This is a genomic window from Melissospora conviva, assembly GCF_049523535.1.
Lineage (GTDB): Bacteria > Actinomycetota > Actinomycetes > Mycobacteriales > Micromonosporaceae > Melissospora > Melissospora conviva.
In genome coordinates, this window is sequence record NZ_JBLLDT010000001.1 from 354,547 (window position 1) to 367,559 (window position 13,013).

Here is a 13,013-nt window from a genome sequence, read left to right on the forward strand (position 1 = left end):
CAAGAGCAGTGCTCTCGAATGTGTGCGACAATCTCGGCCATGTCCGCAGGATCGATCCGCACCCGGGTACGCGCCGAGATGACCGAAGAGATCAAGCAGGTCGCCCGTCGGCACCTCGCCACCGAGGGCGCCAACCTCTCGTTGCGCGCCGTCGCCCGCGAGATGGGCATGGTCTCCTCCGCCGTCTACCGCTACTTCGCCAGCCGCGACGAACTGCTCACCGCCCTGATCGTCGACGCGTACGCCGACCTGGCCGACGCCGTCGAGGCCGCCGACGCCGCGATCGCCGACCGCGCCGACCTGACCGGCCGCTGGCTGGCCGTCTGCCACGCCGTACGCGACTGGGCGCTCGCCCACCCGGCCGAGTACGCCCTGCTCTTCGGCAGCCCGGTCCCCGGCTACGCCGCCCCGCCGGACACGACGACGCAGGCCGCCCGCACGCCGGCCACGCTGGTCGGCGTCATCGCCGACGGGGTCCGCGCGGGCCGGCTCACCGAGCCGGCGGAGCTGCCCGAGGTGGTCCGCGCCGACCTGGCCCCGATCCGGGAGTCGTTCGCGCCCACGCTCTCCGAGTCGATGCTGGCGCAGGCGATGGCGGCCTGGATGCAGCTCTTCGGCATGGTCAGCTTCGAACTCTTCGGGCAGCTCAACAACGGCGTCAACGCCCGCCGCGAGTTCTTCGACCACCAGGTGCGCACCCTCGCCCGCCAACTCGGCCTCTGACGAGGGCACCTGTCACAGAGGAGCGGGTAGTGGCTCCCGGTGCAGGACCGTCAGGCGGGAGACCGCGCGGGTCAGCACCACATAGAGCCGGTGCAGGCCGCGCGCCTCGGCGGCGACGATCGCGGCCGGCTCCACAGTGACGACGTGGTCGTACTCCAGGCCCTTGACCAGGGTCGCCGGCACCACCGTGACCCGCACGTCGGAGGGGTCGTCCACGTCGCCGGTGACGATGCCCGCGGTGGCCAGCGCCGCCCGCAACCCCTCGACCTGGTCGTCGGCGCAGATCACCCCCACCGACCCCTCGTACGCCAGCGCCGCCCGCACCTCGTCCACTGTGGCTGCGGTCAGGTCGTCGACGGCCCGTACGTCCAGCGCGCCGTCACCGCGCAGCGACCGCGCCGCCGGCACGTTCACCGCGAGCGCCGGCAGCAGCCGGTTGGCGAAGGCGACAACGGCGGCCGGCACCCGGAAACCCACCGTCAGCGGCACCACGACGGCCTGCGGTTTGCCCAGGTGCCGCAGCGACTCCCGCCAGTCGGTCGCCGCCCACGGCGCGGTGCCCTGCGCCAGGTCGCCGAGGAGGGTGACCGAGCCGTGCTCGCTGCGGCGGGCGACCGCCCGGCACTGCATCGGCGAAAGGTCCTGCGCCTCGTCGACGACCACATGCCCGAAGCCCGGCGTACGGTCGATCAGCCCGGCCGCCTCGTCGATCAGCACCTGATCGGCGGCCGTCCACTTCGCCGACTTGACGGTCTTGGCCGGTTTGGCCCAGGTGAGCAGCGCCTGCTCGTCCGCGCTGAGCAGCCCCTCGGCTGCCGCGGCGAGCACCGCCGGCTCCGACAGCAGCCCGAAGACCAGCTGCTCCGGGGTCAGCGCCGGCCAGGCCGCGTCGAGGAAGGCGGCGACCGGCTTGACCCGCCCCATCCGGCGCAGCCACGCGTCGCTCGGCGAGTCGCCGCGGGTCGCCTCCACCTGCCGTTGCAGCAGCCCGACCACCCGGGCCCGGACCCGTTCGCGTCCCGTCGCGTACGGCAGGCCCTCGGCGCGGGCCTCGGCGACGATGCGGCGCAGCGGCTCGGTCCCGATCCGCCAGCGGAACGAGTCGTCCGGCACCACCATCGACTCCTCCGGCAGCCGGATCCGCGACTCCAGCGCCCGGCGCAGCACCTCCGCGAGGCGTACGTCGTGCTTGAGGGCGGCCGCGGCGGGGGAGTCGACGGCGCGGACCGGGGTGCGGGCGATCAGGTCGTCGATGGTCGCCTGGGCGACCTCCACCTCGCCGAGCGCCGGTAGCACCGACCCGATGTAGGACAGGAACGCCCGGTTCGGCCCGACGATCAGCACGCCCGCCTTGCGCAGCCGCTCCCGGTGCAGATAGAGCAGGTACGCCGCCCGGTGCAGCCCGACAGCGGTCTTCCCGGTGCCCGGCGCGCCCTGCACGCAGATCGAGTCGGCCAGCTCGGCGCGGACCAGCTCGTCCTGCTCCGGCTGGATGGTGGCGACGATGTCGCGCATCGGCCCGACGCGGGGGCGTTCGATCTCGGCGGTGAGCAGCCGGCTGGCGGTGCCCAGCTCCTCGCCGCGGTCCAGGTGCTCGTCCTCGAAGCTGGTCAGCGTGCCGGCCTGGAAACCGAAGCGGCGGCGCACCGCCACCCCCTGCGGGTCGCGGGCGCCGGCCCGGTAGAAGAGCCGGGAGACCGGCGCGCGCCAGTCCAGCACCAGCGGTTCCCCGGCGTCGTCGGTGACGTGCCGGCGCCCGATGTGGTAGCTGTGCCCGGCGTGCTCCGGGTCGACGCCGCCGGTGCCGGCCCCGATGCCGCCGACGCCTGCGTTGCTGGCGGCGTCTGCGGTGTCGGTGGCGGTGTCTGCGGCGGTGGAGAAGTCCAGGCGGCCGAAGAAGAGCGGGGTGCCCGGGTCGTCGGCGAGTTCGGCCACCCGCCGGGAGAGCGCCCGGCCCAGCATTTCCGCGGCGTACCCGTCGCCGGCGACGGTGTGGCCGGTGGCGAAGAGCTCCTCGGCGCGGCGGCGCATCCGCTGCAACGCCGTACGGGAGAGGTCGAGGTGGTGTTGTTCGGCGGTGAGCTGGTCGTCGAGGTCGGGACGGGCGGCGAGGGTCATCCGGGGCAGCCTTCCGGTGCGGCGTGGAGGAGGTGACCTGGGCCGCCCGGCGCTCCGTCGAACGCGGTACCGGCTGTGCCCGTTCCGGCGCATTCCGCGGCGCCGGTCGCGGCGCGTCGCGCGGACACCCGACGGGGTCGCGCGGCGCTGCTTCACCCGCGCCGCGGCGGTGCCTTTTACGGCGGACCACGAGCGCGGCGTACCACGATACGCCTCCGTGGGAGTGCCCGCGATCGATTTTCACTGGCCGCCGGCGGGTCCCGTTCCCGGCCTGCGACGTGATCCGAGGGGTCCGGCACGGGTGTTCGGGCATGGGATCAGCGGTGGGGGAGGAGGCAGAAGCGGCGGCGGGGGCTAATCATGGGGGAATGACGCAGGCGCGGGCACGGCGACGGGGAATGACGATCACCGATCCTCGGGTGATGCGGGCACTGGCGCACCCGGCGCGGGTGGCCATCCTGCAGCACCTGGGTTCGCTCGGGGCCGGCGCCTCGGCGACCGAGTGCGCCGAGGTGGCCGGGCTCTCGCCGAGCGCGACCAGCTATCACCTGCGGGCACTGGCCCGGTTCGGCCTGGTCGAGGAGGCCCCGGGCCGGGGTGACGCCCGCGAGCGCCTCTGGCGGACCGTCAACCCGGCACTGAGCGTCCAGGCCGGCCCGGAAGCCGGCCCGGAAGCGCGGGCGGCCGAGGAGATCCTGGTGGAGGCGCACCTGACCCGGGGCCTGGAGCAGGTACGGGCCTGGATGGCGCGTTCCGGCCAGGAGCCCGCCGAGTGGCATGAGGCGGCCCTGCTCTCGGACTCGGTGCTGCTGCTCACCGCGGAGGAGCTGGCCGCGCTCAACGGGGCGGTGAACGAGCTGCTCGAGCCGTACCGGCGGCGCAACCGGGGCGGCGTGGCCCCGGCCGGGTCGCGGGCCGTCGCCGTGCAGTACCGGGCAATACCCGGCGACTGAGGGTCCCTGGTGCGGGATCGGCCACTACCGGGGCCGCCCCCGCGGCCCGCCGCCGGGATCAGCGATACGGTCGGATCATGGGTGACGAGCGCACGGCCCGGCCACGAGTCGGACATATCCAGTTCCTGAACTGCCTGCCGATCTACTGGGGGCTGATGCGCTCGGGTGCCCTGATCGACGTCGACCTGCACAAGGACTCCCCGGACCGGCTCAGCGCCGCCCTGGTGGCAGGCGACCTCGACATCGGGCCGATCTCGCACGTCGAGTACCTGCGCCACGCCGACGAACTGCTGCTCCTGCCCGACATCGCGGTCGGCAGTGACGGGCCGGTGCTCTCGGTCAACATCGTCTCCACCCGGCCGCTCGAGGAGCTCGACGGCGCCAAGGTCGCGCTCGGCTCCACCTCGCGAACCGGGGTGCTCCTGGCCCAGCTGCTGCTCGCCGAGCGGTACGGCGTACGGCCGGAGTTCTTCCGCTGCCCGCCGGACCTGACGCAGATGCTGCTGGAGGCCGACGCCGGGGTGCTCATCGGCGACGTGGCGCTGCGCGCCCTCCACGAGGCGCCCGAGCGCGGGCTGACCGTCACCGACCTGGGCGCGGCGTGGCGGGAGTGGACCGGGCTGCCGATGGTCTTCGCCGTCTGGGCGGTCCGCCGGGACTTCGCCGCCGCCCACCCGGGGCTGGTCAAGGAGGTGCACGAGGCGTTCCTGCGCTCGCGGGACCTCTGTCTGTCGGAGCTGGACCAGGTCGCCGAGGCGGCCTCCCGCTGGGAGCCCTTCGACGCGGCGACGCTGGCGAACTACTTCCGGGCGCTGGACTTCTCCCTCGGGCAGCGGCAGGTCGCCGGGCTGCGTGAGTTCGCCCGCCGGGCGGCCGAGATCGGCGAGGCACCGGCGCTGCCCGCGGACGGCCCGCAGTTCTTCGCCGGCTGAGCGGTCGCCGCGGTCCGCGAGCCTGACCCGTCGCTCAGCTCGCGAGCCTGATGTGCTGCTCAGTCGGCCAGCAGGGCTGCGGTGATCTTCTCGCAGCCCGCCATGCCGTACTCGTAGCCGAGGTCCTTGGGGTAGCGCAGCATCACGCCCATGGTCCACTCGTCGGCGACGGCGAGGCAGTTGACGTGGATCTCGTCCTCGCCGTCGCGTTCGGTGCGTTCGACCCAGCCGTTCTTGATGGCGATCCCGGCGCGCTGCGCCGCCGGGAATGCATCGCGGATGCCGAAGTCGCCGAGGCCGTGCACCTGGCGCATCTCCTCCAGCAGCCACTTCGTCCATTTCGGGCCGGCGGCGGTGCCGTCGGCGATGCAGCCACCGAGGCGGGCGGTGTCGCGGGCGGAGAGCCGGGTACGGCTCCAGAACGTGTCGTCGGAGGCGGAGCTGTCGGTCAGCTCGCACGTCCGGATCAGGCGGGTGATCGAGTCGGTGCCGCCGAGGGTGTCCCAGAGCTCGTGGGTCAGTTCGTTGTTGCTCTCCCGGATGATCAGGGAGAGGTCGTGAAGCTCGCTGTCGCTGGGGCGTTCGCCCGCCCGGTCGGTGCGGCGGAGCTGGTCGGCGACGACCCAGGCCTTGATCATCGAGGCGGTGGTGCTGGTCTCGGCCATGTTCGGCGAGCCGGTCAGCTCGCCGGTGCGCCGGTCCAGCACGCTCCAGGCGTACCAGCCGTCGAGGTCGAGGTCGACCCCGGTGGCCTGGAAGGGCAGTGGGCGCAGCGTCGAGGTGGGTGTCGGCTCCGGCCCCGGTCCGGGGGTGCCGGCCTGGCCGCCGTCGCCGCCGACGATCCCCGCGGCGGCGTCGCTGTGCCAGGGCGAACCCGGCAGGAAGCGCAGGGTCGCCGCGCCGACCAGCAGGAGCACCAGCAGCAGCGCGCCGGTGCGGACCAGGCGCGGCCGCCGGCCGGCGCTCACCGGGCTGCCAGGATCTCGGTCGCCCCCGCTCCCGGGTCGCCGACGACCTGTTCGGCGACGGCGGCGCAGGTGCGCGCGCCGTACTCCAGGCCGGCGTCCAGCGGGTAGCGCAGCAGCACCGCCATCGACCACTCGTCGGTGACGGCGAGGCAGTTGACCCGCCAGGTCTCATCGGCGTACAGCGGCGTCCAGCCGTTCTTGATGCCGACCCGGCCGTCGGCCACGACCTCGGCGGGGAGGCCGTCGATGATGCCCCAGCGGCCGCCGCCCCGGCGTTCCTGCTGGTCGGCGAGGTCGCCCCGCACACTGCTCATCTGGTCGAGGATCCAATCCGTCCACGTCGGACCGGCGGCGGTGCCGTCGGCGATGCACTCACCCATCCGTGCCGCGTCCCGGGCGGACATCCGGGTGAAGCTCCACCAGCCAGCGTAGGGCCCGGTGGTGTTCTTTGCAGTCTCGGTGAGTTTGCATTTGTCGATGAGTCGGTCGATGGAGGCCGCGCCGCCGGCCGCGGCGTAGAGGGCGTTGGCCGCGTCGTCGTCGCTGTCGCGGATCGCGGTCTCGGCATTGGCGATCATCGTGTCGCTGGGCGAGCGGTCGCCAACGGCACGCAGGTAGTCCGCGGCGAACCACACCTTGATCATCGACTCGGTCGAGCTGGTCTCGGCCAGGTTCGCCGAGCCGGCGAGTTCGCCGGTGTCGTGGTCGAGCACCGCCCAGGAGAGCAGTTCGCCGTCGAAGTCGACATCGATGCCGGCGGTGGCCGCCACATCGGCGCGCGGTCGCGGAGCGTCTTCGCCGCCGGCGAGCCGGGCGTACGCGGCGGGAACCGTCAGCGCGCCGCCCACCAGCGCCGCCGTGAGAGCGATCGACAGTACGAGCCGGGTATGCATGGGCGGGGTGACTCCTGACGGCCGGGGACGTCGACCCGGATCGGCGGTAGCAGTCAGTGACGGCAAAGCCGTCGATTGCTGGGGGATGCTGCCGTTCCCGGGGCGGGGGGACTCGCGAATTCTACGGTCCGCAGCTGTTGCGACAACGCTGTTGACCTGTGAATACGCCCTCGTCGGCGGAGGTATGACCCGGGCGCGTGCCCGCCGTCCGGGTTGCCGCATGCGGACGTGCAGAATCTCACTCTCAGTGATCAGAGTGCGGAAAGTCCATCGACGGCCACCTGTTTCAGCCGAGGACTTTTCTATGACGCCCTCTGGTGCTCATGCTGCCCAGCTGTAACACTTGTCCTGTGTATGGCAACGATTTCGGAATCGAGACCCCTGACGACGGCGGCCTCCTGCGCCAGGTCGAGGCGGCCGAGGAGGAGCTGCGCCACGCCGCCGGGCGCGGGCTCGGCGCCCCCCTGGCCGACACCGACCTGCAGGAGTACTTCGACCGGGTCGTCGGCGCCGACCAGAAGATCGAACCGCGCGACTGGATGCCGGAGGCGTACCGCAAGACGCTGATCCGCCAGATCGCCCAGCACGCCCACTCCGAGATCATCGGCATGCAGCCGGAGGGGAACTGGATCAGCCGCGCCCCCTCGCTCAAGCGCAAGGCCATCCTGCTGGCCAAGGTGCAGGACGAGGCCGGGCACGGGCTCTACCTCTACGCCGCCGCCGAGACCCTCGGCATCAGCCGCGACGAACTTGTCGACCTGCTGCTGGCCGGCAAGCAGAAGTACAGCTCGATCTTCAACTACCCGACGCTGACCTGGGCCGACGTCGGCGCCATCGGCTGGCTCGTCGACGGCGCCGCGATCGTCAACCAGGTGCCGCTCTGCCGCTGCTCCTACGGCCCGTACGCCCGCGCCATGATCCGGGTCTGCAAGGAGGAGTCCTTCCACCAGCGCCAGGGGTACGAGATCCTGCACACCCTCAGCCACGGCACCGAGGCGCAGAAGGCGATGGCGCAGGACGCGATCAACCGCTGGTGGTACCCGTCACTGGCGATGTTCGGCCCGCCCGACACCGACTCCACCCACTCCGCCAAGTCGATGGCGTGGAAGATCAAACGCTTCTCCAACGACGAGCTGCGCCAGCGCTTCGTTGACATGTGCGTCGGTCAGGCCGAGATCCTCGGCCTGACCCTGCCCGACCCCGGCCTGCGCTTCAACGAGGAGCGCCAGTCGTACGACTTCACCCAGCCCGACTACGACGAGCTGATGCGGGTCATCGCCGGCGAAGGCCCCTGCAACCGGCAGCGGATCGAGCACCGGCGGGCCGCCCACGCCGAGGGCGCGTGGGTCCGGGAAGCCGCCGCGGCGTACGCGGCCAAGCAGCACCAACGACTGGAGGTGGCGGCGTGAGCCGGCAGCAGTGGCCATTGTGGGAGGTCTTCGTCCGGGCGCGGCGCGGCCTGTCGCACACACACGTCGGCAGCCTGCACGCCCCCGACGCCGAACTGGCGTTGCGCAACGCCCGCGACCTCTACACCCGCCGTCAGGAGGGCGTCTCGATCTGGGTCGTGCCGGCGACCGCGATCACCGCCTCCAGCCCGGACGAGAAGGACGCCTTCTTCGACCCGGCCGCCGACAAGGTCTACCGCCACCCGACCTTCTACGAGGTGCCCGAGGGGGTGGCGCACCTGTGAACCCCACCTACGCGCTGGCGTTGCGCCACGGCGACGACGCCCTGATCGCCGCCCAGCGGCTCGGTGAATGGGTGGCCCGCGCGCCCGAGTTGGAAGAGGACGTGGCGCTGGCCAACATCGCCCTGGACCAGCTCGGTGCCGCCCGGCTGCTGCTGTCGTACGCGGGCGAGCTGGAAGGGGCCGGCCGCGACGAGGACGCGCTGGCGTACCTGCGCGACGACCGCGAGTTCCGCAACTGCCTGCTCGTGGAACTCCCCAACGGCGACTTCGCCGTCACCATCGCCAAGCTCTTCTTCCTCGCCGCCTACCAGCGGCGGTTCTACGAGCGGCTCTGCTCCTCCACCGACGCCCGGCTCGCCGCGATCGGCGCCAAGGCCCGCAAGGAATCGGCGTACCACCTCGACCACGCCGCGCTCTGGGTCCTGCGCCTGGGCGACGGCACGGCGGAGTCGCACCGGCGGATGCAGGCCGCGGTCGACGAGATCTGGCCGTACACCCATGAGCTCTTCGCCGCCGACGAGCTGACCCGGCAGGCCGAGGAGCAGGGCCTGGCGGTCGCCTCGCACACCTTCCGCCCGGAGTGGCTCGCCGAGGTCGACGCGGTGCTCGCCGAGGCGACCCTGCGCCGGCCCGACGACAACTGGGCACCCGGCGGCGGCCGGGACGGCCTGCACACCGAGCACCTGTCGTACCTGCTCGCCGAGATGCAGGTCCTGCACCGCGCCCACCCGGGCGCCCGCTGGTGACGGGTCACCCGATGGCGACCGAAGTACGCCGGCCCGGTGTGAGCGCGTGGGACGCGGCGGCCGCGGTGGTCGACCCGGAGATCCGGGTGATCACCCTCGCCGAGCTGGGGATCCTGCGGGACGTCACCGAGGACCCGGCGACCGGACAGGTCACCGTCACGATCACCCCCACCTACACCGGCTGCCCGGCGATGGATGTCATCCGCACCGACATCCGCCGGGCCCTGGCCGCCGCCGGGTATCCGGACAGCGTGGTGGAGACCGTCTTCGCGCCGGCCTGGAGCACCGACTGGATCTCCGAGTCCGGGCGGGCGAAGCTCGCCGCCGCCGGCATCGCCCCGCCCCTGCCGGCCGGCGGACCGGTCCGGCTGACCCTTGCCGTCCGTTGCCCCCGCTGCGCGTCCGTGGAGACTGAACAGGTGAGCCGGTTCGGTTCGACCGCCTGCAAGTCGCTCTGGCGCTGCCGTACCTGCCGGGAACCCTTCGACCATGTGAAGGCGCTGTGACAGTCACCATCACCCGGCCGGTCCGTCGCCGGCCGGTCTTCCACCCGCTGCCCGTCGCCGCCGTCGAGCGGCTCACCGCCGACGCCGTGGCGGTGACCTTCGCCGTGCCCGAGGAGCTGCGCAGCACCTTCTCCTTCCGCGCCGGCCAGCATCTGACCGTACGCCGGGTCACCGAGGCCGGGGCGGAGGTGCGCCGGTCGTACTCGCTCTGCTCGACCCCGCAGGAGCTGGCCGCGACCGGCCGGCTGCGGATCGGCGTGCGGGAGGTGCCCGGTGGGGCGTTCTCCAGCTTCGCCTGCGCGGTGCTGCGCGACGGGGACACCGTCGACGTGCTGCCGCCGATGGGGACCTTCACCACCGCCTTCGACCCGCAGCGCGCCCGGCACTACGCGGCGGTGGCCGGCGGGTCGGGGATCACCCCGGTCCTCGCGCTGGTCGCGACCGCGCTCGCCGTCGAACCGGCGAGCACCTTCACCCTGCTCTACGGCAACCGGACGGCGAGCAGCGTGATGTTCGCCGAGGAGCTGGCCGACCTCAAGGACCGCTACCCGGCCCGGCTGCACCTGGTGCACGTGCTCTCCCGGGAACCGGGGGAGTCGCCGCTGCTCTCCGGGCGGCTCGACGGGGATCGGCTCACCCGGCTGCTGGCGGGACTGGTGCCGGCCGACGGGGTCGACGAGTGGTTCCTCTGCGGGCCGTACGGCATGGTCACAGAGGCGCGCGAGGTGCTGGCCGCCCACGGGGTGCCGGAGGCCGCCGTGCACGCCGAGCTCTTCCACGTCGAGGCGGCCCCGCCGCCGCAGCGCGCGGCCGAGGAGGTGGCGGCCGGCGGCAGCGACGTCACGATCGTGCTGGAAGGGCGGGCTTCGACCTTCACCATGGGGCGCACCGAGCGGGTGCTCGACGCCGCACTCAAGGTCCGCGGCGAGCTGCCGTACGCCTGCAAGGGCGGGGTCTGCTCGACCTGTCGCGCCAAGGTCGTCTCCGGCGAGGTGGCGATGGCGCGCAACTACGCCCTCGAACCCGACGAACTCGCCGCCGGCTACGTCCTGACCTGCCAGTCCACCCCCCTCACCGACGAGGTAGTAATCGACTACGACGCCTGACCCACCCCTCCCTCCCTCCCTCCCCCCACCCCACCCCCCCGCTGCGGCGATCATGACGTTATGACCACGACACGCCGCGCAGGCGGGTCATAACGCCATGATCGCGGCAGGGAAGGGGTGGGGGTGGGGTGGGAAGGGGGGAGGGGGTGGGAAGGGACGTCACAGGCGTGAACCGCCCGGATGTCGGCTGCGGCGGGCGGGCGTACCCTCTGAGACGTGACGGCGAACTCGGAGATCGACAGCATTCTTCAGCGCGGCGCGGACGGCGGGCGGATCACGCCCGAGGAGGCGCTGCTGCTCTACACCGACGCGCCCTTCCACGCGCTGGGCGAGGCGGCTGACGCGGTACGCCGGCGTCTCTACCCCGACAACATCGTCACGTACCTGATCGACCGCAACATCAACTACACCAACGTCTGTGTGACGGCCTGCAAGTTCTGCGCCTTCTACCGTGCCCCCAAGCACAAGGAGGGCTGGACGCACCCGACCGAGGAGATCCTGCGCCGCTGCGGCGAGGCGGTCGAGCTCGGCGCGACGCAGGTGATGCTCCAGGGCGGGCACCACCCCGACTACGGCGTGGAGTACTACGAGGAGCTCTTCTCGGCGGTCAAGCAGGCGTACCCGCAGCTGGCGATCCACTCGATCGGGCCGAGCGAGATCCTGCACATGGCGAAGGTCTCCGGCGTCAGCCTCGACACCGCGATCGCCCGGATCAAGGCCGCCGGTCTCGACTCGATCGCCGGCGCCGGCGCGGAGATGCTGCCGGAGCGCCCCCGTAAGGCGATCGCCCCGCTCAAGGAGTCCGGTGAGCGCTGGTGCGAGGTGATGGAGCTGGCGCACCGCCAGGGCCTGGAGTCCACCGCCACGATGATGATGGGCACCGGTGAGACCGCCGCCGAGCGGATTGAGCACCTGCGGATGATCCGCGACGTGCAGGACCGCACCCGCGGCTTCCGGGCCTTCATCCCGTGGACGTACCAGCCGGAGAACAACCACCTCAAGGGGCGGACCCAGGCGACCACGCTGGAGTACCTGCGGCTGGTGGCCGTCGCCCGGCTCTTCTTCGAGACCGTGCCGCACCTGCAGGCGTCCTGGCTGACCACCGGCAAGGACGTCGGGCAGCTCGCCCTGCACATGGGAGTCGACGACCTCGGCTCGATCATGCTGGAGGAGAACGTCATCTCCTCCGCCGGCGCCCGGCACCGCTCCAACCTGCACGAGCTGATCGGCATGATCCGCTCGGCCGACCGGATCCCCGCCCAGCGCGACACCCTCTACCGGCGCCTGGCGGTGCACCGCACGCCGGCCGACGACCCGACCGACGACCGGGTGGTGTCGCACTTCTCCTCGATCGCGCTCCCCGGCGGCGGCGTCGGCAGGTCCCTGCCGCTGGTCGAGGCGAACTGACCGTACGGGTGGCACGCACCCGCTGAACGGCGGCAAACGGGCGGGATGGTCACCCATCCCGCCCGCGCTCGTTTCCGTGGACGGACGCTGCGCTGGGATTTTGCCGGTTAAGGCTAATCAGTGAATATTCGGCCTGATTTCTCGCTCTTGAGCCCGTACGCGCGCTTTCTGGCTATGGTCCGAAGGTCTGAATGTCCGATCTATCCTCCGGGGGATTGATGACCGTTCGAACCCGAAAACTGCTTGCCGGCGCCGGTGTGTCGGCGCTCCTGACCGCCGCAGGCCTGGCCGTGGGACCGCCTGTCCAGGCAGCCGCCGACGTGACCTTCACGGTCGACACCACCGGCAGGACGGTGGTGCCGATGGCGGCTGCCACGCCGACGAAGACCGCTACGCCGAAGCCGACGAAGACCGCTACGCCGAAGCCGACGAAGACGCCGACCAAGACGCCGACCAAGACGCCGACCGAGACGCCGACCAAGACGCCGACCGAGACGGGTGCGCCGACGCCGAGCCCGACTGAGCTCCCGGTAACCGGTGCGCAGGGCGGTCTGATCGGTGGCATCGGTCTCATCGCGCTCGGCCTGGGTCTCGCGCTGACACTGGCCGGCCGCAGGCGGCAGGCGACAGCGCGCGCCGGAGGCAAGGACGCGTAGTAGCAGGAAGCGACGACCGGACCCGGTGCGGGTGGTGAGCCCTTCGCACCGGGTCCGAGGCTTACTGTCCGTGGTCCGTTCCGCCGTCGTCGAGGGTGCCGTGCGGGCCGGGCGGGCGGGCTGGCAGAGTGGGCCGACCTGAGTCGCACCCCGCAGGGCCAGTGCGCTCGTCTGGACAAGCAGCCGCACGAGGTCGCCGCGATGTTCGACGGCGTCGCGTCCCGGTACGACCTGACCAACACCGTCCTCTCCTCTGGTTTTTCGGTCCACCCGTTGCGAACGGGGTGGCAGCGCATGATCAAGGCCCGTTAG

The 13,013-nt window shown here is 72.2% G+C and carries 13 protein-coding genes and 1 pseudogene; 11 read left to right on the forward strand and 3 right to left on the reverse strand.

The annotated features are described in order from the left end of the window. Positions 1–39 precede the first annotated feature (39 nt). The gene (locus ACK8GG_RS01780) at positions 40–723 is read left to right on the forward strand and encodes a TetR/AcrR family transcriptional regulator (RefSeq protein ID WP_440355370.1); all 684 of its coding nucleotides are present in this window, start codon (positions 40–42) and stop codon (positions 721–723) included. Positions 724–735: 12 nt separating this feature from the next. On the opposite strand, the gene ACK8GG_RS01785 is transcribed toward ACK8GG_RS01780, so the two are convergent. Further along, positions 736–2,841 (reverse strand): HelD family protein, encoded by a 2,106-nt coding sequence (locus tag ACK8GG_RS01785; protein WP_440355371.1) that lies wholly within the window; start codon positions 2,839–2,841, stop codon positions 736–738. Between the two features lie 368 nt (positions 2,842–3,209). Here ACK8GG_RS01785 and ACK8GG_RS01790 point away from each other — a divergent pair, with 368 nt between their 5' ends. Both ACK8GG_RS01790 and ACK8GG_RS01795 read left to right on the forward strand, forming a co-directional pair. Further along, positions 3,210–3,794 carry an ArsR/SmtB family transcription factor gene (locus ACK8GG_RS01790; RefSeq protein ID WP_440355372.1) on the forward strand — a complete coding sequence of 195 codons (585 nt, stop codon included), beginning with the start codon at positions 3,210–3,212 and terminating at the stop codon, positions 3,792–3,794. Positions 3,795–3,871: 77 nt separating this feature from the next. Beyond that, a complete protein-coding gene (locus ACK8GG_RS01795) occupies positions 3,872–4,726 on the forward strand; it encodes a menaquinone biosynthetic enzyme MqnA/MqnD family protein (protein WP_440355373.1) in 855 nt (284 codons plus the stop codon). A 59-nt stretch (positions 4,727–4,785) separates the two neighbouring features. On the opposite strand, the gene ACK8GG_RS01800 is transcribed toward ACK8GG_RS01795, so the two are convergent. Beyond that, positions 4,786–5,694 (reverse strand): serine hydrolase, encoded by a 909-nt coding sequence (locus tag ACK8GG_RS01800; RefSeq protein WP_440355374.1) that lies wholly within the window; start codon positions 5,692–5,694, stop codon positions 4,786–4,788. Next, the gene (locus ACK8GG_RS01805) at positions 5,691–6,587 is read right to left on the reverse strand and encodes a serine hydrolase (RefSeq protein WP_440354328.1); all 897 of its coding nucleotides are present in this window, start codon (positions 6,585–6,587) and stop codon (positions 5,691–5,693) included. Before ACK8GG_RS01805 ends, ACK8GG_RS01800 begins: the two co-directional genes overlap by 4 nt. Before the next feature lie 350 nt (positions 6,588–6,937). Here ACK8GG_RS01805 and paaA point away from each other — a divergent pair, with 350 nt between their 5' ends. The 8 genes and pseudogenes from paaA to ACK8GG_RS01845 form a co-directional block, all read left to right on the forward strand. Beyond that, complete coding sequence (gene paaA / locus ACK8GG_RS01810) at positions 6,938–7,996, forward strand: 1,2-phenylacetyl-CoA epoxidase subunit PaaA (RefSeq protein WP_440354327.1); 1,059 nt, start codon at positions 6,938–6,940, stop codon at positions 7,994–7,996. Next, positions 7,993–8,280 (forward strand): 1,2-phenylacetyl-CoA epoxidase subunit PaaB, encoded by a 288-nt coding sequence (paaB, locus tag ACK8GG_RS01815; RefSeq protein ID WP_440348580.1) that lies wholly within the window; start codon positions 7,993–7,995, stop codon positions 8,278–8,280. Before paaA ends, paaB begins: the two co-directional genes overlap by 4 nt. Next, entirely contained in the window at positions 8,277–9,026 is a 750-nt protein-coding gene (gene paaC / locus ACK8GG_RS01820) for a 1,2-phenylacetyl-CoA epoxidase subunit PaaC (protein ID WP_440348579.1), read from the forward strand. The genes paaB and paaC overlap by 4 nt, the downstream gene beginning before the upstream one ends. 11 nt (positions 9,027–9,037) lie before the next feature. After that, complete coding sequence (gene paaD, locus ACK8GG_RS01825) at positions 9,038–9,532, forward strand: 1,2-phenylacetyl-CoA epoxidase subunit PaaD (RefSeq protein ID WP_440354326.1); 495 nt, start codon at positions 9,038–9,040, stop codon at positions 9,530–9,532. Next, positions 9,529–10,638, forward strand: coding sequence for a 1,2-phenylacetyl-CoA epoxidase subunit PaaE (paaE, locus tag ACK8GG_RS01830; protein WP_440355375.1), 1,110 nt, complete (start codon positions 9,529–9,531; stop codon positions 10,636–10,638). The genes paaD and paaE overlap by 4 nt, the downstream gene beginning before the upstream one ends. A gap of 216 nt (positions 10,639–10,854) precedes the next feature. Next, a complete protein-coding gene (gene mqnC, locus ACK8GG_RS01835) occupies positions 10,855–12,045 on the forward strand; it encodes a cyclic dehypoxanthinyl futalosine synthase (RefSeq protein ID WP_440348576.1) in 1,191 nt (396 codons plus the stop codon). 191 nt (positions 12,046–12,236) lie between these two features. Continuing rightward, entirely contained in the window at positions 12,237–12,701 is a 465-nt protein-coding gene (locus tag ACK8GG_RS01840) for a hypothetical protein (protein ID WP_440354324.1), read from the forward strand. A gap of 138 nt (positions 12,702–12,839) precedes the next feature. Continuing rightward, positions 12,840–13,007: pseudogene (locus ACK8GG_RS01845) on the forward strand (bifunctional demethylmenaquinone methyltransferase/2-methoxy-6-polyprenyl-1,4-benzoquinol methylase); the annotation flags it as partial. Positions 13,008–13,013 lie beyond the last annotated feature (6 nt).

Coding starts and splice junctions, on each gene's coding strand:
- ACK8GG_RS01780 (WP_440355370.1), top strand. CDS start 40: ATGTCCGCAGGATCGATCCGCACCCGGGTACGCGCCGAGATGACCGAA.
- ACK8GG_RS01785 (WP_440355371.1), bottom strand. CDS start 2,841: ATGACCCTCGCCGCCCGTCCCGACCTCGACGACCAGCTCACCGCCGAA.
- ACK8GG_RS01790 (WP_440355372.1), top strand. CDS start 3,210: ATGACGCAGGCGCGGGCACGGCGACGGGGAATGACGATCACCGATCCT.
- ACK8GG_RS01795 (WP_440355373.1), top strand. CDS start 3,872: ATGGGTGACGAGCGCACGGCCCGGCCACGAGTCGGACATATCCAGTTC.
- ACK8GG_RS01805 (WP_440354328.1), bottom strand. CDS start 6,587: ATGCATACCCGGCTCGTACTGTCGATCGCTCTCACGGCGGCGCTGGTG.
- paaD (WP_440354326.1), top strand. CDS start 9,038: ATGGCGACCGAAGTACGCCGGCCCGGTGTGAGCGCGTGGGACGCGGCG.
- ACK8GG_RS01840 (WP_440354324.1), top strand. CDS start 12,237: ATGTCCGATCTATCCTCCGGGGGATTGATGACCGTTCGAACCCGAAAA.